The 22344-nt window shown below is 60.0% G+C and carries 16 protein-coding genes and 1 tRNA gene; 10 read left to right on the top strand and 7 right to left on the bottom strand.

The features are described 5' to 3' along the window. Positions 1 to 55: 55 nt before the first annotated feature. Entirely contained in the window at positions 56 to 712 is a 657-nt protein-coding gene (locus DSM100238_RS01270; protein WP_152354984.1) for a vitamin K epoxide reductase family protein, read from the bottom strand. 150 nt (positions 713 to 862) lie between these two features. Between DSM100238_RS01270 and DSM100238_RS01265 the strand changes: the two genes are divergently transcribed. Then, a complete protein-coding gene (locus DSM100238_RS01265) occupies positions 863 to 1747 on the top strand; it encodes a PHP domain-containing protein (RefSeq protein ID WP_152354908.1) in 885 nt (294 codons plus the stop codon). 14 nt (positions 1748 to 1761) lie between these two features. On the opposite strand, the gene DSM100238_RS01260 is transcribed toward DSM100238_RS01265, so the two are convergent. Both DSM100238_RS01260 and DSM100238_RS09675 read right to left on the bottom strand, forming a co-directional pair. Further along, positions 1762 to 1986 carry a DUF3107 domain-containing protein gene (locus tag DSM100238_RS01260; RefSeq protein WP_152354907.1) on the bottom strand — a complete coding sequence of 75 codons (225 nt, stop codon included), beginning with the start codon at positions 1984 to 1986 and terminating at the stop codon, positions 1762 to 1764. A 134-nt stretch (positions 1987 to 2120) separates the two neighbouring features. After that, on the bottom strand, positions 2121 to 4238 hold the full coding sequence (locus tag DSM100238_RS09675) for a phosphotransferase (protein ID WP_376831203.1): 2118 nt from the start codon (positions 4236 to 4238) through the stop codon (positions 2121 to 2123). A gap of 392 nt (positions 4239 to 4630) precedes the next feature. On the opposite strand from DSM100238_RS09675, the gene DSM100238_RS01250 reads away from it, so the two are divergent. Beyond that, positions 4631 to 6148 carry an ATP-dependent helicase gene (locus tag DSM100238_RS01250; RefSeq protein ID WP_152354906.1) on the top strand — a complete coding sequence of 506 codons (1518 nt, stop codon included), beginning with the start codon at positions 4631 to 4633 and terminating at the stop codon, positions 6146 to 6148. 125 nt (positions 6149 to 6273) lie between these two features. On the opposite strand, the gene DSM100238_RS01245 is transcribed toward DSM100238_RS01250, so the two are convergent. Beyond that, positions 6274 to 7926, bottom strand: a complete 1653-nt coding sequence (locus tag DSM100238_RS01245) for a zinc-dependent metalloprotease (RefSeq protein ID WP_152354905.1) — start codon at positions 7924 to 7926, stop codon at positions 6274 to 6276. A 229-nt stretch (positions 7927 to 8155) separates the two neighbouring features. Here DSM100238_RS01245 and DSM100238_RS01240 point away from each other — a divergent pair, with 229 nt between their 5' ends. Further along, the gene (locus DSM100238_RS01240) at positions 8156 to 9004 is read left to right on the top strand and encodes a YlbL family protein (RefSeq protein ID WP_152354904.1); all 849 of its coding nucleotides are present in this window, start codon (positions 8156 to 8158) and stop codon (positions 9002 to 9004) included. A 94-nt stretch (positions 9005 to 9098) separates the two neighbouring features. Beyond that, positions 9099 to 9530, top strand: a complete 432-nt coding sequence (locus tag DSM100238_RS01235) for a DUF3052 domain-containing protein (protein WP_205827695.1) — start codon at positions 9099 to 9101, stop codon at positions 9528 to 9530. A 768-nt stretch (positions 9531 to 10298) separates the two neighbouring features. Here DSM100238_RS01235 and DSM100238_RS01230 read toward each other — a convergent pair. After that, positions 10299 to 10372, bottom strand: a tRNA-Val gene (locus DSM100238_RS01230). Positions 10373 to 10639: 267 nt separating this feature from the next. On the opposite strand from DSM100238_RS01230, the gene DSM100238_RS01225 reads away from it, so the two are divergent. From DSM100238_RS01225 to DSM100238_RS01200, 6 genes are all read left to right on the top strand, one after another. Beyond that, positions 10640 to 12463, top strand: a complete 1824-nt coding sequence (locus tag DSM100238_RS01225) for a DivIVA domain-containing protein (protein ID WP_152354903.1) — start codon at positions 10640 to 10642, stop codon at positions 12461 to 12463. 310 nt (positions 12464 to 12773) lie between these two features. Further along, positions 12774 to 13958, top strand: a complete 1185-nt coding sequence (gene dxr, locus DSM100238_RS01220; RefSeq protein ID WP_152354983.1) for a 1-deoxy-D-xylulose-5-phosphate reductoisomerase — start codon at positions 12774 to 12776, stop codon at positions 13956 to 13958. After that, the gene (gene ispG, locus DSM100238_RS01215; protein WP_240812270.1) at positions 13955 to 15223 is read left to right on the top strand and encodes a flavodoxin-dependent (E)-4-hydroxy-3-methylbut-2-enyl-diphosphate synthase; all 1269 of its coding nucleotides are present in this window, start codon (positions 13955 to 13957) and stop codon (positions 15221 to 15223) included. The genes dxr and ispG overlap by 4 nt, the downstream gene beginning before the upstream one ends. 401 nt (positions 15224 to 15624) lie before the next feature. Beyond that, complete coding sequence (locus tag DSM100238_RS01210) at positions 15625 to 17388, top strand: alpha/beta hydrolase family protein (protein WP_240812269.1); 1764 nt, start codon at positions 15625 to 15627, stop codon at positions 17386 to 17388. 182 nt (positions 17389 to 17570) lie between these two features. Continuing rightward, a complete protein-coding gene (gene recO, locus DSM100238_RS01205; protein WP_152354902.1) occupies positions 17571 to 18293 on the top strand; it encodes a DNA repair protein RecO in 723 nt (240 codons plus the stop codon). A gap of 1 nt (position 18294) precedes the next feature. Next, a complete protein-coding gene (locus DSM100238_RS01200; RefSeq protein WP_033505063.1) occupies positions 18295 to 19086 on the top strand; it encodes an isoprenyl transferase in 792 nt (263 codons plus the stop codon). Between the two features lie 99 nt (positions 19087 to 19185). Here DSM100238_RS01200 and DSM100238_RS01195 read toward each other — a convergent pair whose 3' ends face one another. After that, positions 19186 to 20382, bottom strand: coding sequence for a LacI family DNA-binding transcriptional regulator (locus DSM100238_RS01195; protein WP_152354901.1), 1197 nt, complete (start codon positions 20380 to 20382; stop codon positions 19186 to 19188). A gap of 363 nt (positions 20383 to 20745) precedes the next feature. Next, the gene (locus DSM100238_RS01190; RefSeq protein WP_152354980.1) at positions 20746 to 22335 is read right to left on the bottom strand and encodes a glycoside hydrolase family 32 protein; all 1590 of its coding nucleotides are present in this window, start codon (positions 22333 to 22335) and stop codon (positions 20746 to 20748) included. Between the last annotated feature and the right edge of the window lie 9 nt (positions 22336 to 22344).

Raw genomic sequence — 22344 nt, 5'->3', positions numbered from 1 at the left:
ACGTTGTCTGCCGCACCGAAAGCCATACGGTCAGCCATGCTGTCGGTCATACGGTTCACCTGAATATCGCGCTGCCGTCTTTCACCAGAATCAGCGCAATAATCGCCAGAACCCACACGACATCCGCCATCAGGTCATAATTCAGGCGATAATACGTGCGCAGACCACGTTTGCCGCGTGGAATGTCCTGCACTGTGACGGTCGCATGGCTGAGCGCCATGAACTGGATGGTCGTCGAAAACATGAGCGCCAAGCACCACGGGCACAGCGCGTGGATGACGAACAGCGACTGCACGGTCAGCCAGTAGGAGAACAGCAGGGCGGCAAACCCGCCGAGCCACGTGCAGGTCGCGAACCAGCGCGGCACCCGCACCCGTGCCAGACCGATAACCGCAATGGTCACGAATACGCTTTCGGCGGCGATGCCGAAGAACGCGTTCGGGAAACTCAAGTCGCCAAATTTCATCAGCTCCGCCTGCCAGGATTGCGCGACCTGCGAGCAGGAGACCACGCTGTTGATATCGCAGGCAAGCAGCTGATTGGGCCTGCGGGCGAGTCGGAGCGTTTCGGCGGACAGCATGAACGACACAAACAGTGCCGCCGCTGAAGCAAGCAGCATGATCAGGTACGTCCACGTACTGCCGTGCCGCCAGCCGGGAATGATCGTTGTGTCCTGTGTGGCGTTTGAATCCTGCCGCCGTTCTGGTTCCATACGTTCGCTCACGATGCCGCCTTCCTTGCTGTTGCTCTCCAATGCATCCTGCATCTTGCGTCCTGTATTTGCGTTTGCCTCTGCACCCTGCGCGTCGCGCATCTGCGCGTGTCGTTGGCCGGTTACGAATATCCAGCTTACGATGGTGATATGACTCATGCACATATCGTCGAAAATCCGCCATCCTCAGGGTGGGACCTGCACTGCCACACGGTCTACTCCGACGGACGGCAGACGCCTGAGGATATGGTCCGCGAAGCGTGCGCCCTGGGATTGCACGGGGTCGCGATTACCGACCATGACACCACCGCGGGATGGAATGATGCGGCGGTGTCAGCCAGGCGGTATGGACTGCACTTGGTGCGTGGCACCGAGGTGACCGCTGATGCGTCGGGCGTGTCGGTGCACATGCTCGCCTACCAGTATGATCCGCACAACCAAGAGATCAGCGGCTTGTTCGCACGGTTGCGTCAAGCCAGACTTGAGCGAACGAAGCGCATGGTCGAGCTGATTTCCAAGGATTATCCGATTTCCTGGGCCGACGTGCTCGCGCAGATCCGCGAAGGCGATGAGACGACAGTCGGTCGCCCGCATATCGCGGATGCTTTGGTCGCAGCCGGGGCGTATCCGGACCGTTCGGCGGCGTTCGACGGTGCCGTCGGCTCGCGCAGCCCCTACTACATTCCCACTCCGTCGCCCGACGCTGCCGATGTGGTGCGCGCGGTCAAACATGCTGGGGGAGTAAGCGTCATCGCGCATGCCGGCGATCCTAGTCGCAACGCTGTTCTGCTTTCGGACGCCCAGATCGGTCAGCTTATCGACGCCGGGCTGGACGGGCTTGAAGTATGGCATCGCGGCAATCCGCCGGAGCAACGCCGCCGCCTGCTGGATATCGCATCACGTCATGATCTGCTGGTCACAGGCGGTTCTGATTGGCATGGCCAAGGCGGCAAGCCGAATCGGCTGGGAGAGAACCTGACCGATGATGATACGGTTCAGCAGATCGTTGAACGAGGGGCCATCCCGCTGATTTGATGCGGCTTACAGGCTCACAGTGCGCCGAATCCCACGGCGTGCTTGGTTTCGGAGCCGATCAGCGCATAGCCGAGTGCGGCGCCCGGAACCACGATGTGACGCCCTTTGGTGTCCACAAGGTCGATGATTTTGCCGTTGGCTACGGCGTCGTCGATGATTGAGCTGATATGTTCCGCGGTGTCGTCGGAAGTGAAGCTCACCGGTCGTGCCACATTCTGGATGCCCAATTCGATGTCCATGTCTGCTCCTGTCGTTATCTGCGCGCCCATCCCGTGCCCCGCTCATGGGCTACATGCGGCGGGAATCGGGGTGGGCGCGCGCGATGTCTTGTGATTCTTGAGTTTTGTGTTCTATTGTGCCCGCTGGCGTGCGGTTACGCTTTCGGCGTGGTGTCGGACTGCCCGTCGGACTGCCCATTGGCGGGTTGTTCACCGGTGGTACCGTCGGCAACCTGGCTGGGCCCATGATCCTGCTGATTACGATGGCCCGCTTCGGCTGTTCCATGGTGATCATCCCCGCCGTTCGCATCGGAGCCGCCAGCATGGGATGCATCCTTCCGGGCGTCTTCCGGAGCACCGGCCTCGATAGGTTTGCCGGCGGTCTGAGAAGCGTCACCGTGCTGGCTCTGTCGGTGGGCTGCCGCCTCAAGGCTCTCCCGAGCGTCCCGCATCGCGCGTTCTTCGCGTTCAAGCAATGGGATGAGAATGGTTTCCGGCGCGTGCTCATCGTGCTCGCCCGCCTGCCCGTTGTTGCTGTCGGACTGCTGTCCGGTGGCGCGGAAGGCCACGGTTTCGGCGTCGCTGTCGGCGAATCCTTCAACGGCGTTGTCATCACCGTCGTTGCGCACGTGGACGCTTGCGGAAAGATACGACTGCGTTTCATCGATTACATTGCCGTCTTGCCTGATATGACGGGTCGCTTCCTGCACTTGGAACTGCGCTGATTGGGCGCTGCGCACGGAGGACTGAGCCGGCTGCCGGCCGTGCCCGTCCGGACGCTCCACGTCGGTACCGTTCGTATCCTTGCGTTGCGTGCCGGTCTGCGCTTCAGACTGAGCGCCTGCGACTGTGATGGTTTCGCTGCGCGTGTCATCGTCGATGGTCCTGATGGCACCCGACGTGTTGTTCACTTGGATACCGCGGATTGCGAAGCTTGGCGGTTTGATGGCGATGGTCGGCGCCTCGTTGTGCGAGCTTGCGACAGGGCGGCTCGCAGTGCTGTCGTCGCCGTCGTCGCTGGTGTTGCCCGAGTTGCCCGCGTTGACCGGTGAGCGCTTCGTGTGTTCGGCTGTCTCATCGCGTGTGGCTGTGGCGCGCGCGATCTGTGCCGAACCGGTACGGTCGGTTTCGTTGGTCTGGTCGCTGGGTTCGCTGCCGTCTGGGCTCTTGACGCTTGCCGAAACGTCATTCGTATTGTCCGCCTCCTGCTGGGCGGCTTTGCGTCGGGCTTCTTCGCGAAGCATGGCGTCACGTCTTTCCCCGGCATCCAGCAGCGTGCCGACGGTGATTGTGCTTGGCGGTTTGCCGTTGGAACGGTTGATGGACGCGGCGGTGGACCGGGATTCGGTCGCGAGGCTCAACTGATGGGCGAGTCGCTCGACCTGCGCCTTGAACTGGATGATTTTCTGGCTGTCGGCATCGCTGAGCGCTTGAATGAATTCGCCGACCTGCTCCATTTGGAGCCACAGATTGGCGCGCAGCATGATCAGACTGTCCAAACGCGAACCGAGCATTCTGCCGTACGCCGACAACACCGCATTACGGTGCGGTTCGTCGAGTTTGCCGAAAATCCAGGCGAGGTCGCGCGCCGGATCATTGATCTGCATGTCCTGCCAGTTGACGATTGACGTGATGGTCGATCCGGAGAACAGGATGTCGCCGTCGCGGAACCCGCCATGCACCAGACAAGTCGAGAACGACCAGAGCCCATCCGTGTCAAGTACGGAGGTCCAGCTCGATGTGATTTCCTGAGGAATATGCCCTGCTTGGCGTAAGCGTTTGATCCATGCGACCAGTTGTGCCCTGATTTGGCCGGTTGCGTATGCGGGATAGTGCTCCTTCGGAATGAACGACGCATTGAGCCGGTGAATCGCGCCGATTGCCGTGCCGACGCTTGCGCAATCATCCAAGGTCAGCAGGTCAAGCGGTCGTGCCGTTCCGTCACAGTGCGGCGAAACCATGACCGCGGTCGTGCCGGTCAGGCCATGCTCATCGTCCCCATCTGAACTGGCGAGTACGCGGTCTACGGTGAAACCGAGCGCAGCTGGCTCCTTTGCCCGTTGCAATGCTTGCGCCGCCTTAATGCGACCGCGCAGATGCTTGCGTCCCGCGTCCGTGTCGCTGGCGTGCACATCGTACAGGTACCCTGAGGAATCCTGTACGACGGCATGGTCGATGCCGCGGGCTTCGTCGGTGGCGTTGCCTTGGTTGCTGGCGCGTACGCCTGCCACGGAAATGTCCGGCATGACGGCCGACGCCAAGGCTGCCAGCATAAAATCGCTTCGCTGATTCACAGTTCCACAGTAATACAGGCAATCGTCTGAATCGAGCAATATACGGCATTTTGAGCGGAAAACTGTATACAGGTATGCGGATGATGATCGGCGGGAATGGGCAGTCGTGGTTGGGTTGCCGGGGTTAGACTGTTTCGCTGATTGACCGTTGATTTCGGATTTGGTCTATTCGCCCGCAGTCTCCGTCGCGCGAAACCGCTCGGCCCAGCCGCCGCCTGTCTGTCTCGCGCCCTCCCACCACTGGAACCTCCGCCACCCGACATCAACTCCACGTCAACTCCACATCAACTCCGGGAACGTCATCGAGCGTTATCGGGCGTCATCCGTGTCAAGTTTGCACGCGGTCGCGCCGGCTGACACAATAGCGAGATATGGATGTTTCGGTTGAGGATGATGTGCTCGCGGGCCTTGATGACGCGCAACGCGAAGCCGCAACGGCGCTGGACGGCCCGGTGCGGATCGTGGCGTGTGCAGGCGCCGGTAAAACGCGCACGATTACGCGGCGCATCGCGTACGGATGCCGGACGGGCGCTTGGGACGCCCGCAGGGTCCTCGCCGTCACATTCTCCGTGAAAGCCGCTGCTGAGATGCGCGCCCGGCTCGGCGCGCTAGGCGTCGGCGATGATGTCACAGCTGCGACATTCCATTCGGCGGCGCTTCATCAGCTCCGTCGCGTCTGGCCTGACGTTTGCGGCGCCCCGTTCCCTCGCATCACCGATCGTCCCCAGGAACTCACTGCACGGGCGTTGCGCCGCACGGTGAATCCGGAAGGACTTGACCCCACGCAAACGGGATTGTCCGCTGTGCGGGATGTGCTTGCGGAAATCAACTGGTGCAAGGTGCAGCTTATCGCTCCGGATGATTATGGCAGGGTGTGCGCAGCCACGCACCGACAGCCGCCCATCGGGTTGGAGCCGAACCGTTTCGCTGACGTGTATACGGCGTATGAGCAGGAAAAATCCGCGACAGGGCGTATCGATTTCAATGACATTCTGCTGATGGCCTGCCATGTGATGGATGACGATGCGGATGCGGCACGCGCTATCCGAGCTTCGATCCGATGGCTCACCGTCGATGAATATCAGGACGTTTCGCCGCTTCAACACCGTTTGCTGACCCGCTGGCTTGGTGACAATCGCAACATTTGCGTGGTGGGGGATCCGGCGCAGACCATCTATTCGTTCGCGGGTGCGAGCAGCTATGATCTGCTGCATTTCACCGAGGAATTCTCCCCGGTTGCGGCGGATATCAGTTTGCGGACGGATTATCGATCAACACCGCAGATTGTCGGGTATGCGAACCGGATCCTTGCCGCTTCTGCCGATCGCGAGGATTATCTGCGTCTGGAATCCGGACGCGGTGCAGGCGTGCGTGTGGTTCGTACTCAATACGATGACGACGTGCAGGAGGCCCAAGGGGTTGCGGCCCGGATTGCTCGGCTTGTCGCGCATGGCGTGTCCGCGTCTGATATCGCGGTGTTGACGCGTATTAATGCCCAGCAGCAGCATGTGTGCGCCGCGTTGCGCGCGCAGCGGCTTCGATTCCGCGTACGTCGTGATGCCAGTTGGCAGTCGTCGGCGCTCGCCGATGATGTGCAGGAGCAGTCGGCACTGCTGGAAGCGAAGGGGATTGTGCGGGATTCCGCTGCGGTGACGGTGTCCACGATTCACGCGTCGAAGGGCCTGGAATTTCCGCATGTGTTCATTGTCGGCTGTTCGGAGGGGTTGCTGCCGTATGGGTCGCCGGCGCCGGGCGAAGCGCTTGAGGAGGAACGACGGCTGATGTATGTCGGGGTTACGCGTGCTGAGGACACGTTGCATCTGTCGTTCGCGGCACGGCAGTCCAGTGAGACGGGCGCGCGCCGGCGTCCAAGCCGTTTCCTTGTCTGACGGTCTGACCGTCTGATCGTCAGACCGTCAGATCACCCGATGGTCTGTCTGTTTGCCGGTCCAGGACGCTGTCACCATTGGTGCGAGGTACGCGGAATCATGCGTGATGCGTACTCGCCATACGGTCAGTGGTTGTCGTCTGAGGCAGGGCCGTCGCCGTAATCGTAACGGTCGCCGGAATCGTTTGAATCGTCGTCATCGCCGGAGTCGGCGGTGTCACCGCCGTTTCCGTTGTCTGAACGCGTGCCGCCGTCCGTGTCGCCAGACTGCGCAGGATGCCCCTGATCCAGGTCGGCGTGTTCAGCGGATCCGTCTTTGCCGTGCGCGTCCTCGTCCAGCAGCTTGGACAGCTCGGCATCCCAGTCAATACCGGTGTTGTTGCCGCCCGTAGCATCCGTTCCGAATGCAGCATCCGTCCCTGAAGCCTCAGCCGTCCCCTGAGCGGCTGGGCTGCCGGAGTCCTCATTGGGCAGAGTCGGCAGCAAATCAGGATGCGACCACTTCGCGTCCCGACCGTCCGTACCGCGGTCCGCGTCGATGCGCGCCCACAACTCCGCCGCTTCCCGGATGCGCTTGGGCCGCAGTTGCAGTCCGAGCAACGATTCGAAGGTCCGTTGAGCCGGCCCGCCGACTGCGCGTTCGCGGCGCATCATTTCACGCAGCTGATCCAAATGCGGCAGATGGGCCATACCGGCCTTCCATGTGACGCAGTCTGCCCAGCCTTCCACCAACGTCAGGAGCTCCTCGAGGCTGGACAGCGCTTCACGCTGTTCCGGCGTGTCGGGGATGGCCACATTGGTGAGGTTGACGGCGCCGGAGAAGGAATCGGGGTCCGTGATTTCCGCGTCACGCAGCTGCTCTTCCATCGCATCCAAATCGATACGCGTCCCACGCGCATACTTGCCAATAAGCGCTTCGAAGCGGGGCATCAGCCATGGCACGGCCGCGAACAGCCTGGCGTGCGCTGCCTCCTGCAATGCGAGGAAGGCGAGCACTTCGCTTTGATCGATATCGAGCGATCGCGCGTATTCGATGGCGTTTTGCGCGATGAGTCCGCCTGCCGGATTGTTCAGCAGGGGCACGCCCTGATCGAAGCTGCCGCGAACCTCGTGTGACAAGTCACCCGCAGCATGGCCAAGTTGCATGGCGAACGACGTGTTCGCCAGCAGTTTGACGATTTGCGCGGGATTCTTGAGATTCTCCGGAATCGGCAGCGGAATCGGACCGGCGTATATGCCGGCGATGTCACCGTTGAACGTGTCTCCCAATCGTTCGGACACCACAGAAGCCAAGGCCTCATTCATCGCGGATGCGACCGGTGCGGCGAATGTTGCCCACGAGTCAAGTGTCCCGTTCACCCAGTCGGCGCGTGTCAGCACTTCGGTTTCGCCCGCAGCCGGATTGAACGTGCAGGCGCTGTCCAGCCACAGGTTCGCTTCGCTGGCGGCACGCCGGACGCTGGCGGCATCCTGCGCGTTGACGGATTGCCACGATGAATCATCGTTGGCGCGTTCCAACGCGATCGTGGCTGCAAGTTTCACGTTGATCGGCCCGCGTTCGACGGTTTGCCGCATTTCGGTCAGTGAATTGAGCCCGCCTTCGGTGAACGCCTTCATCATCGCCCGCACTTCGTCGGGTTTCGGCAATTTCGCGGGATCCTGCTGCGCCAGTTGGTCCCGGACCTCCTGCGGCAGTTGGGAAAGCTGCTGCCAGGCCATTTCTCCTTGGATCGGGCCAAAACAATCGATGAGCCACTGGTGTATCGCGTTTTCATCCATGACCTGTAATCCTTCGGTTGAGCGTGGGCGCGTAAGTACCCCCAATGATACAGTCAGCCGTCTCATTGTTCGCTGATGGTGAGCGCATTTCGACAATCCCATGACATGTATGCGCGCGCGGCGATGGGCGATTATTTTCGTGTGCGGTTGGTTCGCTATCCGAATCCACGACGATGAGTCCGCGATGGGCAATCGTTTCCGTGTGCGGTCGGCTGGCTAGTATGGCGGTATGAGTTTCACACGTGTCACCCATGCCATCGCGGTTGTGCTACGCCGCGCGCGCAACGATTTCGACCGACGCAGTTTCGGATTTTACGCCGGCGCGTTCTGTGTGCTGTTATGCGCGCTGGTTCTGCTCATGCCTAGCCCGTATGTGATTGAAACGCCCGGCCCGACACGCAATGTGCTCGGTACGTCATCGGGCAAGCAGATTATCGCGATTTCCGGTGCCAAAACACACCGGCAGTCGGGCAAACTGCTGATGGTCACGGTCAACGCTTCCGGCGTGCCGGGGTATCCGGTCCCTAATATCGCGACGCTGGTCATGTATTTCAGGTCCGACACCACCGTGCTGCCCAGCGAAGCGGTGTTCACCCCAGGCCAGACATCTGAGGAATACGACAAGGAAGCCAACAAGGAAATGTCCTCGTCTCAGAAGGCGGCCACCAAGCAGGCGCTCGCGTACGCGAAGAAGCTGGGTGTGGATGTCACCGGCGTGAAGGTTGATATGCATATCGACGATATCGGCGGTCCGTCCGCAGGCATGATGTACACGCTCGGTGTGATCAGCAAGCTGACGGCGCGCGACGAGACTGGCGGCAAGACGATCGCTGGCACGGGGACGATGGACAAGAACGGCAAAGTCGGAGCGATCGGTGGTATCCGGTTGAAAATGCAGGGTGCCAAGCGCGACGGCGCCACATGGTTCTTGGCTCCGGCGTCAAACTGTGACGAGGTCGTCGGCCATGTGCCATCAGGGTTGCGTGACGTGAAGGTTTCCACGCTCGACGAGGCGTACAAGGCACTGGTCGCGATTGGTGAAGGCAAGGGGGACAGCCTGCCGCATTGCACGGTGTGACCGGCTGCATGCGGCGAGGTTTGTGCTGCTTGAGCGGTTGTGGCGTGTCCAAAAACAGCGGTCTGTAACCAATAAGTTCGCGTGTCTTGCTATATTGTGCAACGTGATTGAAACGGCATTTCAAAACGCTGAAGAGTTCGGGTTCCGTTCCGGGGACATCGTGCAGGAATGGCTGTGGGATGATGACGTCGACGATTCGATTCGTGAGAAGATCGAGCAGTTGACGGGTGAGGAACTTGTTGACGAAGATTATGATTCCGCGGTTGATGGGGTCATCATCTGGTGGCGTGACGGTGACGACGAGGACGAGCTCGCCGACACGATTGTCGATGCATACGCGGTGTTGGGCGATGACGGCCCGATGTGGGTGTTGTGCCCGAAGCCTGGGCGTGAGGGCGCTCCGAACGCGAGCACGGTGCAGTCTGCCGCGCAGACGGCCGGCATGAATGCGGCCACTCCGCTGACTGTCAGCAAAGATTGGAACGGCATTCAGCTGCGCGCCTTCGGCAAGGGTTCCTCCCACTGAATCCTAGCGAGCAACTGCGCCAGCGGCGTCTTAGTCGTAGCCAGTTGATGCTCCTCTGCAAACTGGTTACGCTGGCGAGGTCCTTGGCGTAGCTGGTTTGTGAAGTTGGTGTTCCTCTGCAAACTGGTTACGCTGGTGAGGTTCTTGGCGTAGCTGGTTTGTGAAGTTGGTGTTCCTCTGCAAACTGGTTACGCTGGCGAGGTTCTTGGCGTAGCTGGTTTGTGAAGTTGGTGTTCCTCTGCAAACTGGTTACGCTGGTGAGGTTCTTGGCGTAGCTGGTTTGTGAAGTTGGTGGATGGGGCGTAAGCGTGTACCCTGCCCCTTGGCATGGATTGTCGGCTGATCGCGTCGGGACGCTCGGATATGCCTCTCCTCCTGCTGCTACCGAAGTCGAGAGTGTTCTGACCGTCGGCAGAAGCTTCTACCGACAGTGACAGGTTTCTCAGTGTCGGTAGAGGCTTTTACCGATGACTGTGCGCTTGTCGGCGTCGGTAGAAGCGGGAGATGACGGAGGAAGATGACAACAGTAGAGGCGACGATTTGCGGCGAACGATCACAGCGCATCGGTGAATCTTCAAACGAATCGGCGAATCTGTAAAACAGATTGTGGGCCCGGCATCTCAATCAATCCGGCATGCTCAATCAACTTGATCAACTTGATTCCGAATTCCCCATACATGAAATATTGAGATGGCCAAATCTGGTCAATGCCATAATCAGGGAATCCGCACGCGTTACAATCCCAATATTCGCAAGGGGTGCGGAACGTGGGCGATGAGGGATTCGAACCCCCGACATCCACCGTGTAAAGGTGGCGCTCTAACCAACTGAGCTAATCGCCCGCAAACGTCCACTGTACCGCATGACGCGCCCCACGCCGCACATCCCGGCGTGTTCCCAGTCAGGGGTGCGGTCAAGGGCAAGCCAGATCGCAGCCAGATTGTGGTTGGGGGACAAGGCAATGCAGAGTGTCGTGCGCGGCTGGGCGCTCGGCGGCGGATGCACAACGATGCGCTTTTCGGCACAGTTTATGGGTTTTCCCAGCAAAAGAGTCTAAACAATCACGTACAGTTGAACCTAGGAATATACGTCTAGGAGGTCGGTAGTCAATGGCTAAGAAACCTGAAACCGAGCAGGGTGCGTCAGGTATTGCGCTGGTAAGCAAGCGCAAGTGGGGCTATGACGTGCCCCAGGTCGACGAGTTTCTTGAGCGTGCGCACAAGCTGTATGACAGTGAAGGCATGCAGCTGACGCAAAAGGACATTCAGAACGTGTCCTTCGAGATGCGCAAGGGCGGTTACGCGATCGCCCAGGTTGACGCTGCATTGGCAAGACTTGAGCGTGCAGTCGTGGACAAACAGACGACATGGGAGATCACGCAGCATGGCCGTGTGGCGTGGAAGGCCCAGACGGAAGATCTGTATCGTCAAATCGCCGGACATGCGCAGCGTCCGCAGCGCAAGCGTTTCGCCGCCGGGGAGGGCAAGCAGCCGTCCTATGACCGCAAGCAGGTGGATCGTTTGGTCGACCAGGTTGTTGACAAGGCTGCTGCGGAGCTCGGCATAGACGGAGCTGATCAGGATCAGTCCAAGAAAGACATCGATTTGAACGCCCAGCGCGTCGCCAACGTGATTTTCACCCAGCGTCGCGGCAAGCACGGATATGATGAACGGCAAGTCGATTATTACATCAATGCTTGCGTCCAGTTGCTCAGCCGCATTGAATCCTATGCCCGCGTCGCAGATTATGTGGGAAGCCCGGAAGAGCAGGCAGCTCAGCCGCACGCCGATGGCGGGGTCAAACCGTTGTTCGCCCAGCAGGGGGAAGCAGCGTTGCCGCAGTTCGCCCCTGGATCGGGAGTCGCCGCATACGCTGCTGCTGCGACCCCGCAGTCGTTTGACGCGCTGCATGAGGCCGAACAGGCGATTTTCGTTCCGAGTCAGTCTGATCAGCCGGCTTTCGGCGCGGGAACGCCGGCTGTATCGACTTCCCCGGTGTCTGTGGGAACCCCACAGCATACTTCTGCAGACTCTGCCAACAGTGTGTTTTCTGGCGCTGGGGCGGATTATCTGCCTGCGTTCGGTGTACCGTCGTCCGGCAATGCCGGGGTAGGGCAGCCCACGGCTGCGCAGCAGCTCGATGCTTCGTTGTTCGGAGCTGCCCAAAGCCCTGTTTCCCAAGCCGCCGCATCTGCCAATGCCCAAGGTAGCCCGTCATTGGCGGCACTGGCCAGCAGCAACCAGTCGACGATTTTCCCGAACATGGGTTCCCCGGTCACACCGGCTCAGGCCGACACGCCGGCGTCTGTGGGTACTGATTCACCTGTTTCTGTGCCGCCGTCGTTCCAGCCGTCGCCGCTGTTCAATGGCCAGTCGGTTCCGTCTGCCGCCGACTTCAATCCGCCTGCTGCCGATCAGTCCTCCGATTTGTTCGCTGCAGCGGCTGCCGGTTCCGTTCCGGCGGCACCGTCTGCGTCTGCTCCGGTGTCGATATTCCCGACCGGCAATGACTCTGTGTTCGGCAATAGTTCCGCAGCCGCGCCTGTTCCTGGCGCAGCGGCATCTGCTGGGGCTCCGTTGGATGCCCCAGTGCAGGATTTCTCGGCGGGAATCCAATCGCAGCCTGTATCGATGCCGAGCGTGTTCTCCGATGCTTCCGTGCAGACCCCTGCAACACCAGCACCGGCATCGGTACCTGTAACGCCGGTAACGCCTGTAGCGCCGGTATCTGCCGCTGCACCGTCATCATCATTCGGCGCCCCGAACACAGACGCCCAAGCTACCAACGCCGCGCCTTCCGTGAATCTGTTCCCGGATGCCGGCGACGACGATTCCCACGGCAACACGCCTGCATCGGGCTATGGCTTTGATATTCCAGATCTGTCATTCCCCTCCCTTGGCGATGACGATCAGCAGGGGCGTGACAAAGACTAAAGCCATCGCTCGTCCCATCTGCAACGGCATCATTCCGGTTTCCCGCGCGGATTGAGATTGTTCTGGAGTGATTGCCGGTGCGCGGCAGAGTAATCAGGCGTCCAGGCGTACGGGCGTACATCTGTGCCGGTGCGTCCCTAGATATTGCACGCTTTGCCATGCCGGTGACCGAAAACCTTGATTGATTGACTGCCGAGTGTATCATGTGAACCAGTAGGGGAGTTGTGCGCTCCCAGAGGTGAACACCGACCGGTTGGCGCTGAACACGGAGCTTCGGGCCGGTCGTGAGGAGTAGGAAGCATCCACTGTGATCAGACAATCCACTGTCATCGTGCTCGGATCAACAGGATCGATCGGCACGCAGGGGCTTGACGTCATCGCCCGTCATCCGGACCGGTTCACGGTTACCGGACTCGCTGCGGGCGGCGGCCATGTTGACCTGTTGGCGCAGCAGGCTGCCAAGTTCCATGTCCCGCAGGTCGCGATCGCGGACGAATCCAAGGTCGGTGCGTTGCGTGAGGCACTCGATCAGGCGGGCGCTTCAAACACCGCCATCCATGCCGGTCATCAGGCGGTGGTTGCGCTTGCCGGGTGCGGGGCAGATACGGTGCTCAACGGCATCACCGGGTCCATCGGCCTTGAACCGTCCATCGCTGCGCTGCAAGCGGGGTCGCAGCTGGCGCTTGCCAACAAGGAGTCTGTGGTCGCCGGTGGTCATCTTCTGTTCAGCGCCCAGGTTCGCGACCAGCAGATCAATCCGGTCGATTCTGAGCATTCCGCGATTTGGCAGTCCCTGCGATCCGGGCGCCATAGTGAAGTCTCGAAGCTCATCGTCACCGCTTCAGGAGGTCCGTTCCGCGGGCTGCATCGCGATGAGATGACCGCGATCACCCCCAGCCAAGCGTTGAATCATCCCACATGGCACATGGGCCCTGTGGTCACGATCAATTCATCCACCCTGATGAACAAAGGGCTGGAGGTTATCGAGGCGAGCCGCTTGTTCGATATTCCACCGGAGCGGATTGAAGTGACGGTGCACCCCCAGTCGATTGTGCATTCCATGGTCGAATTCCGTGATGGTGCGACTATTTGCCAGGCTTCGCCGCCGGATATGCGGCTGCCGATTGCGCTCGGCCTGTCCGCGCCTGAACGACTCGGTGATATCGCCGCCGCGTGTGATTGGACGAAGGCCGCGCAATGGACATTCGAACCATTGGACAATGAAGCGTTCCCCGCGGTGAATCTTGCCTGGCAGTGCCTTGCCGCTTCCGAGAAGCATACTGCCGTGTTGAATGCGGCGAACGAGCAGGCGGTCCACGCGTTCCTGGACGGTCGCTTGCCGTATTTGGGCATTGTGGACACGGTGAAAGCCGTCATCGACCAGATGGATGCCGAACTGCGTGGCGATCCGCTGTTCGCATCCGTGGAGGAAATGGGGCAAGTTGAGCGTGAGGCGCGCCAACGTGCCGATGATTTGATAAACAAGCAGGTGTGAAGGAAAGCATCAGCATTCAAGACGATGAATTGACCGCAGTTGGCGGGACTGGATTCCGCAAGACGGGAACCCCTGATATCAGTGAGAGCCCGTTGCATCCGAGGCGCAAGTCCCGCCGTATTATGGTCGGGCCGGTACCGGTGGGTGGTGGGGCTCCCATCTCTGTGCAGTCGATGACGAACACCCCGACGGTGGATGTGAACGCCACCTTGCGCCAGATTGGTGAGCTTGCGCAGGCGGGGTGCGATATCGTCCGTGTCGCCGTGCCAAGTCAGGATGATGCCGACGCGTTGCCTGCCATCGTCGCGAAATCCCCGCTTCCGGTGATCGCGGACATTCATTTCCAAAGCAAGTATGTGTTTCAGGCGATTGATGCCGGGTGCGCTGCGGTGCGTGTCAATCCGGGCAATATCCGTAAATTCGATGAGGTTGGCCCTTCGATCTGCAAGGCGGCAACGGATGCGGGCATTTCGTTGCGTATCGGAGTGAACGCCGGTTCGCTCGATAAGGATCTGTATGCGAAGTATGGCGGGCCGACACCTGAAGCCTTGGTCGCTTCGGCGCTGAAGGAAGCCCGCATGTTCGAGGATGTCGGCTTCCACGATTTCAAGATTTCCGTCAAACACCATGATCCGGTCACCATGGTCCAGACGTACCGTCTGCTTGCGAGCAAGGGCGATTGGCCGTTGCATTTGGGAGTCACCGAAGCCGGGCCGGCATGGCAGGGAACGATTAAGTCGTGTCTTGCGTTCGGCGCGTTGCTGGCTGAGGGGATCGGCGACACGATTCGCGTATCCCTGTCGGCGCCCCCTGTGGAGGAAGTCAAGGTTGGCTGCAAGATTCTCGAGTATCTGGGGCTTCGCCAACGTCATTTTGACATTATTTCCTGCCCGAGTTGCGGGCGTGCGCAGGTTGATGTGATTGAGCTTGCCAAGCAGGTGACGGAAGGGCTCAAGGACATCAAAGCGCCGATTCGCGTCGCGGTCATGGGCTGCATCGTCAATGGTCCTGGGGAGGCGCGTGAGGCTGATCTGGGCGTGGCTTCCGGCAACGGCAAGGGGCAGATTTTCATCAAGGGCAAGGTGATTGAGACTGTGCCTGAAGATCGTATTGTGCCTACGCTGCTTGAGCATGCGCGCGAGATTGCTGGCCGTATGGAGAGCGAGAGCGCTGAAAGCGGTCAGCCTGTTGCACAGGGCGGGCCGGTCGTCGTGCCGATCACCGGAGGCGCTCACGCTCACACCAACGCGAACGCCAACGCGTAGCTGGACACATCCTTGCATACTCGCAACTGCCCCGCCCTCCGCCGCCGCAGAGCATCCAACCTTCTGCCGACGTTGAGTGGGTGTGAGCGTCGGTGGAGGCTTTTACCGATGCGGGGATGGGTGTGAGCGTCGGTAGGGGCTTCTGCCGACGGTGAAGGTGCCACTGAGCGTCGGTGGACGCTGAGGATTCAACCTTCTGCCGATGCTGAGGAGCGTGTGAACGTCGGTAGAGGTTGGCGGTGGAACCTTCTGCCGACGCTGAGTGGGTCGTAAGCGTCGGTAGAAGGTGATGAGGTGCCGATCTGGGTGATTCGACCCCGGTTCTTGCGGCCGGCTGAACGGCCATGGTTCTCGTTAGAATGAACGATGTGTCGAATCAGGAAGATCACCAGAGCGGCCCAATGACCGGCCAACATGTCGGCAATAACGCCGATCATCACACCGACCGCCAGGCCAGCCCGAAGAAGGCTGACCAACATCCCGGAACAGGTCGGCAAACCCAACAAGAGCCTGCTGCGTGGTCTCGTGGGCACCGGCTCGCCGTCAGCGTGCCCATTTTCATCATTCTGCTCGGCATTCTCGTAGGCGTCTCCCATATCACCGCTGTCAGCGCGAACATCCAGCCGACTGGGCAAACCATGTCCATGCTCACCGGTGACACGACAGTCACGTTCAACAACACCACAGGCCGCGCCTTGCCGTCGGTCGGCACCTACAAGGTCACTCAGCGCTACATCACCATCAACGCGAAACGCCCGTCCACAGGCGAAATCCAGCATATTCGCGTGCTGATCCGCGAGCCGAAGGGCGCCGGGTCGAACCGTCCAGGTGTCGTGTTCATGCACGGTGCCGGGTATGGAACCTGCGACAATTCTTTCGGCGATGTCGCCTATTCGTTGTCATCGGCCGGTTTCGTGACCGCGGTCATCGACAAGCCGGTATGGTCAACGACAGACATCACCAGGGATTATCCCGCGTCCGCGAAAATCTACGATCAGACCATCAACTATCTGCGATCGCTGAACCAAGTCAATGCCGCCAAAGTCGGCATTTACGCGACATCCGAAAGCACCTGGATCAGCTCGTACCTGTTGCGGCTGGATCCGAAGATCGCATTCCAGGTGCTGCTCAGCCCAATGGTGTTTTCCCCGCGGCAGTCGCTCGGCTTCCTCGCTTCGCAGGATTTCACTTTGGTCGGTGCGCATAGCGGGTACCAGTCGATCGTGCGCCGTGTGTTCGACATGGACGGTACTCTGTTCGGTTTGAAGAATTTCGATCTCGACATCGAACGGCCCGCCGCCTATTCCATCCCCACCTTTGTCGCTTACGGTTCGAAGGATGTGATGACCGCTCAGGTCGAAGGAGCGCGGGAGATCCTCGATTTGGCGCATCGGTCGGGCAATTGGGATGTGACCATTCGCAGCTATCCGGTGGCGAATCATGTGCTGCGATTGGGCAATGAGGCGGATTCCGGCACCGGATTCGCGGATGATTATGTCAAAGACATGGTCTCTTGGTCTGTCGGCACCGCTGCAGGGCTTGAACAGACCAGTGAACGGGCGGCGGGAACGATGCTCTACCAGTCGATTGCTGTTCCGAAGGATTTGCACGCGGATCGCGGTCTGACCCTGTATGGGGCTTGGATCCATATCGCGATGGTGGTCACGCTGCTGCTTACTTTGATGATCGGTATAGTGGCGTTGATACGGAAAATCGTGTTCATAATTCGCAGGAAAGGGCCCGCGCTCGGCTTCAAATACGGGTTTGGCGGGGCTCTCCTGACTTTGACGATCACCACGCTCGCCACGTTCCTCCTCTTCTGCGGCGGTTTGGGCCAGGTGGTGATGGGCATTGTGCAACTCGCCTGGGGCGGCGCGCCGGCGGAGGATCCGGGCATGATGTATTGGAGTTGGCCGGTTATCCAAGTGGTGTGCACGTTGGTGGTGTGGGCGTGGTCTCGCGTGTTCACGCGGCTGATTGAAGTCGCGAAAACACGCGGTCTTGCGCAGCTGCCTCCGCGCAAAGGCGCAATCGGCGATGTGGTGAGCGGCCGCGAACCGGTGCTCGCCTCGAAGCGTTTCGCCCGAGTGCTGTTCTGGGTGACGGCGTTTGCCATGTTCCATGTGCTGCTGTTTTTCGCGTTCTGGGGATTGTTCATCTACTGATCAATCATCTACTGAAGGTTTATGTACTGAAGGTCCATCTACTGAAATGCAACGGATGAGATATCACGCGCGGTGTCGGGCTTGCATAGCTTGTCGGGCTTGCATAGTTTGTCGCGTTTGTGCCGGCTGCCGGGCTCGTGCCGCCTGCCGGACCGCATGCCCTACAGCGGAAGGTCGGCGTTATGCCGCTGTATCGTGACGAGGGCGTGGTGTTGCGCACCATCAAGCTTGGTGAGGCGGATCGCATCGTCACTATTCTCACGCGCAACCATGGCAAGATCCGGGCGGTGGCGAAAGGCGTCCGCCGTGTCAAATCACGGTTCGGCGGCAGACTCGAACCGTTTATGCGCGATGACCTGTTGATTGCTGAAGGCCGTTCTCTTGACGTGGTTTCGCAAGCGGCTTCGATTTCAACGTATGCAGCGGGTATTGTCGGCGATTTTGAAGCGTATGCGGCTGCATGCGAGATCGTCGAAACCGCCGACCGTTTGATTTCCACGGAGAATGAGCCTTCTGCCGCCCAGTATCTGCTGTTGGCGGGTGCGTTGAATGCGCTGTCCCGTCATGCGCACCCGTGTGCGGTGATCGGGGATTCGTATGTGTTGCGCGCGTTGTCTCTTGCCGGTTGGACGCCTCGCCTTGATGCGTGTGTCGTATGCGGTGAACGTGATGATTTGGATTTCTTCTCTGTCCCTGCTGGTGGCGTGATGTGCGTGAAGGATCATGTCCCTGGTTCGCAGCGGATCACTCTGGATACGCGCGAACAGCTTCAGGCGTTGGTGGAGGGCGATTGGGCGGTTCTTGATACCGTTGCGGAACGTGCCGACACGCGCAAACTTGTCGAGGAATGGGGAGAATACTATATGGAACGGCCGATTCGTTCGCTGCGCTTGTTAGATTCGTAATATGGCTTTCGAACATGTGGATTACAAGTCGCTGGATGTGCCGGCGGCCCCATTCTCTGACCCGTCAATCATCCCGGATTTCCCGAAGGACAAGGTGCCGCGTCACGTCGGCGTGATTATGGACGGCAATGGCCGCTGGGCGAAGCAGCGCGGGCTGATCCGCACCGATGGCCATCAGGCTGCCGAACCGGTGGTTTTCGACACAATCGCTGCGGCGATTGAATGCGGCGTCAGGTATTTGAGCCTGTACACCTTCTCCACCGAAAACTGGAAGCGTTCGCCGCAGGAAGTGCGGTTCCTGATGGGCTTTTCTCGCGATATCATCCATCGTCGTGTCGCTCAGATGGACGAGTGGGGTGTGCGCGTTCGTTGGGCTGGCCGTCGTCCGCGGTTGTGGAAGTCGGTGATTGATGAACTTGAGATGGCGATGGAACGCACGAAGAACAACAAGGTCATCGACGTGGTGTTCTGCATCAATTATGGCGGTCGTGCCGAAATCGCGGACGCGTGCGCGGATATTGCGCGTGAGGTGCGCGAAGGCAAGATCAAGGGCGATCGTGTGACTGAGAAGATGATCGCCGAGCACATGTACAATCCGGATATTCCTGACTGCGATTTGGTGATTCGCACGTCGGGGGAGCAGCGTACGTCGAACTTCCTCGCGTGGGAAGCGGCTTACGCGGAATACGATTTTGTGCCGGAATTGTTCCCTGACTATGGGCGTGAGGCGTTTTGGCGGTCGATTGATCACTACATTCATCGTGATCGTCGGTTCGGTGGGGTGAAAAAGTAAAGGCTGACCCGTCTGGTTAGTCTGTTCGGTGCCGGCGTCTGTCTTGACCTGTGTCATGATTATTGCCGTGTGCCGATGCCGGGTGACCTATGCCTGCTTCTACCGACGCTGAGCAGCCTGTGAGCGTCGGTGGAGGCTTTTATCGACGCTGGGGGCGTCGTGAGCGTCGGCAGAAGCAGATGAGCTCGGATTCGCGTCGCTCCCAGCTGTCTGCGCCGGTTCGGAATCGTCGCGCGTGCGCGGACCGCCGACGATGGATTCTTTCTCAACGATGGCACAATGAATCCGCGTAGGACCGTCAGCATCCAGCGGCGGCATGGACGCGGCATTGTATGATGGCGTGACGCGCTCCTGCTCAATCGGGTCGGCGCCTTCAATCATGGAGATGACTTTGCACGCTCCCCAGAATCCCATCTCGTAATGGGGCAGTTCCACGCTGGTCAATGCCGGCACGGTGGTGTCGCAGATGACCTCATGGTTGTCCACCCCGATGACTGACAGATCCTTGCCGATGGTCAGCCCGTGCTGAAACGCATAATCATACACATAGACCGCGCGGGCGTCGTTGAATGTGAACACGCCGTCCGGATGCATGTCGTCGAGCAGCTTGCATACGGCTTCGAGCGCGGCACGCCCGTGGGAGACCCGGTTGGCCAACTGTTTTTCGAACGGCAATCCCGAGTCCCGGAGCGCTTGCCGGTACCCTTTGAACCGTCCGATCTGGGCGATGGCCGGCTCATCGCAACCGATATATGCGATGCGACGGCACCCGGCATCTATCAGGCGCATGGTGGCGTCGTACCCGATGGTGAATTCGTCCGGCTCAATCCGCGGGTGGATGAAGGTACGTTCCTCGGCGTTGACCACGACAACCTGCTGACCGTGGAGTGTCGGCGGCACGTTGATGTACTGGTTGGCGAATTTGGCGTAGATATAACCGTCCACACCCCAGCTGAGCGTGCGGGCGATGTCGTCGCTGATATCGCGCTCGCCGTCGGCGTCGATGATGAACATCATGTATCCGAGCTGGCGTGCGGCATCTTCGGCGCCATGGATGATTTCGCCGGCGTATGGGGTGGTGGCGACTTGGTCGCTGATAAAGGCGATGGCGTGTGTATGGCCGCTACGCAGCGAACTTGCCATGGCGTTGGGGTGATATCCAAGTTTGTTGGCGACTTTCCAGACGCGTGCCGCAATTTTGGGGTTGACACGGCCTTTGTCTCGGTGGTTGATGACCAGCGAGACTGTGGAAGTCGATACGCGCGCCATTGCTGCGATATCCTTCATCGTGACCATATCCTCATTGTACGCAGGATTGACTGTTCAGGTGAGCAACAACCGCGGAATATCAGAAATCGCTGGGGAAATAATGGGCAAGATAGGCAAGATGGGTGAGATAGGGAACATGGGGGAACATGGCGGACTGGCCAGGAGAAGGAACGGCAATATCTCGCCGCGGTGCGACTGGTTGGTCGCTGAGTGATGTGGTTGGCCGGGTTTCTTGGTTGGTCCGGGGGATATCCCGCCGTGGTGTGGCGGGGTGGTCGCATGGCGGCGAGATGCCGCAGGTTTCGTGGGTGAGCCAAAATGGTATCGGCGTGCGGTGCGACTGAACCGTCGCACCGCACGCCGATGATCACACACCGAGACTGCGCGCAATCACCGCTTGTCGGCCAGCCCGATCGAGGCGAGCGTGTGTACGGTGAGGTCACGCACCGCCATGCCGCCGGATTCGGCGGCCAACATGATCGCGCGCGGCCCGGCAGACGGGTAGCTGTAGGAGCTCATCACCTGACGTCCGTCGTTGATATACACCTCGACGCAACCGCGGTCGACAAACACACGCAGCTTGAGCAATCCCGACGTCAGTTCCTGTTCACTCAGCGGTGCGGCGCGGTACCCGCGATCGCCTCGCGCCGCCGCCTGACGGTCGATGACCACCCGCTGTGTCTGCGCATCGTAGCCGATTGCGGTGAATGCGCCGTCATCGGTCGCATGGACGCGTAGTCCCGCGCGCTCAGCGGTGGTTTCGCGCAGGTCGATGGTCATTTCGATTTCCACTGCCTGGGCATCCGGCATGATGGTCTTCAGCTCGTTGGTATCAAGCCGAACCGATCCGAATTCGGTGGTGTGCTTGCGCAGTCCGGTCATTTCCACTACCGGAGCGGTGTGTAGATCGCCGTCGTCGCCAAGCGTGATTTCACGCGGCAAGGTGAGATTGCCGCACCAGCCGTCATCCTCCATGGGAATCGGCGGGGTGAACGGGCTCATCCAGCCGTACATAATGTGCCGGTCGCCGTCGGTGAAGGATTGCGGGGCGTAGAAGTTGTGTCCCCAATCCCACAGGCGGAACTCGCTTTCCGGCTTGAAGGCCTCGCCAGGCGTCCAATCGCCGATGATGTATCCGGCGTTGCTCACATTGCGATTCATGAACCCGCTCGGCTTGGCGCCCATCGCTGAGAAACCAATGACCCAACGTTCCCGCCCGTGAGAGTCGCGAATCGGGAAGAAATCAGGGCATTCGAGCATATACACGTCAGGATCGGGATGTTCGAACAGCATGCGCTCGTACGTCCAGCGCACCATGTCGTGCGAGGAGAACAGCCACATCTGGCCGCGATGCTCCTTGGAAGTCACACCGAAGGTCATGTACCAGGTGTCACCGGTTTTCCACACTTTCGGGTCGCGGTAGTTGTGCGAGACGCGGTCGAGCGGGCAATCGATGATCATGCCGCGCTTGGTGGCGTGAGTGAGTTCGTCGTTGTCTGCTTCGGCGAGCATCTGCACCTGCCAGTCGCCATCGGCGTTGTCGTGTCCGTTGGCCCAACGGTGTCCGGTGTAGTAGAAGCGCAGCTTGCCGTCATCGCCAATCACTGCCGAACCGGAGAACACGCCGTCTTTCTCCTGCTCGAGCGACGGGGCGAACATGACCGGCTCGCGCCGCCAATGCAGCATGTCGGGGGAGGAGACGTGACCCCAGTGCATAGGACCCCACTGTGTGCCGTACGGATGGAGCTGATAGAAGACATGCCAGCGGCCCTTGAAATGGCACAATCCGTTGGGGTCATTAATCCAGCCGCCGTTGGAGGCGATATGGAACAGGGGATACCAGCGGTCGTTGCGGGCTGCTTCGAACTTGCGGATGCTTGCCTCGGCCTTCTCGAGCTGTGCCGCTTGGTCACGAATGGGGGTGAGTACTGGCTGCGACGGGGTGAAGCCGGATGCGAAGGTTGTCGTGGCGTTCTGCATGCCGTCGGC

Source organism: Bifidobacterium apri (assembly GCF_009299485.1).
Classification (GTDB): Bacteria; Actinomycetota; Actinomycetes; order Actinomycetales; family Bifidobacteriaceae; genus Bifidobacterium; species Bifidobacterium apri.
The sequence above is the reverse complement of the archived record's forward strand: the minus strand, read 5'-3'. Positions and strand labels throughout refer to the sequence as shown.

Bases quoted from the DNA above. Each gene is read 5' to 3' on its own strand.
- DSM100238_RS01265 (WP_152354908.1), top strand. From the start codon at position 863: ATGACTCATGCACATATCGTCGAAAATCCGCCATCCTCAGGGTGGGAC.
- DSM100238_RS01270 (WP_152354984.1), bottom strand. From the start codon at position 712: ATGGAACCAGAACGGCGGCAGGATTCAAACGCCACACAGGACACAACG.
- DSM100238_RS01245 (WP_152354905.1), bottom strand. From the start codon at position 7,926: ATGGATGAAAACGCGATACACCAGTGGCTCATCGATTGTTTTGGCCCG.
- DSM100238_RS01225 (WP_152354903.1), top strand. From the start codon at position 10,640: ATGGCTAAGAAACCTGAAACCGAGCAGGGTGCGTCAGGTATTGCGCTG.
- DSM100238_RS01200 (WP_033505063.1), top strand. From the start codon at position 18,295: ATGGCTTTCGAACATGTGGATTACAAGTCGCTGGATGTGCCGGCGGCC.
- recO (WP_152354902.1), top strand. From the start codon at position 17,571: ATGCCGCTGTATCGTGACGAGGGCGTGGTGTTGCGCACCATCAAGCTT.
- DSM100238_RS09675 (WP_376831203.1), bottom strand. From the start codon at position 4,238: ATGCTGGCAGCCTTGGCGTCGGCCGTCATGCCGGACATTTCCGTGGCA.
- DSM100238_RS01195 (WP_152354901.1), bottom strand. From the start codon at position 20,382: ATGGTCACGATGAAGGATATCGCAGCAATGGCGCGCGTATCGACTTCC.
- DSM100238_RS01260 (WP_152354907.1), bottom strand. From the start codon at position 1,986: ATGGACATCGAATTGGGCATCCAGAATGTGGCACGACCGGTGAGCTTC.
- DSM100238_RS01240 (WP_152354904.1), top strand. From the start codon at position 8,156: ATGAGTTTCACACGTGTCACCCATGCCATCGCGGTTGTGCTACGCCGC.
- DSM100238_RS01190 (WP_152354980.1), bottom strand. From the start codon at position 22,335: ATGCAGAACGCCACGACAACCTTCGCATCCGGCTTCACCCCGTCGCAG.
- DSM100238_RS01210 (WP_240812269.1), top strand. From the start codon at position 15,625: ATGACCGGCCAACATGTCGGCAATAACGCCGATCATCACACCGACCGC.
- DSM100238_RS01250 (WP_152354906.1), top strand. From the start codon at position 4,631: ATGGATGTTTCGGTTGAGGATGATGTGCTCGCGGGCCTTGATGACGCG.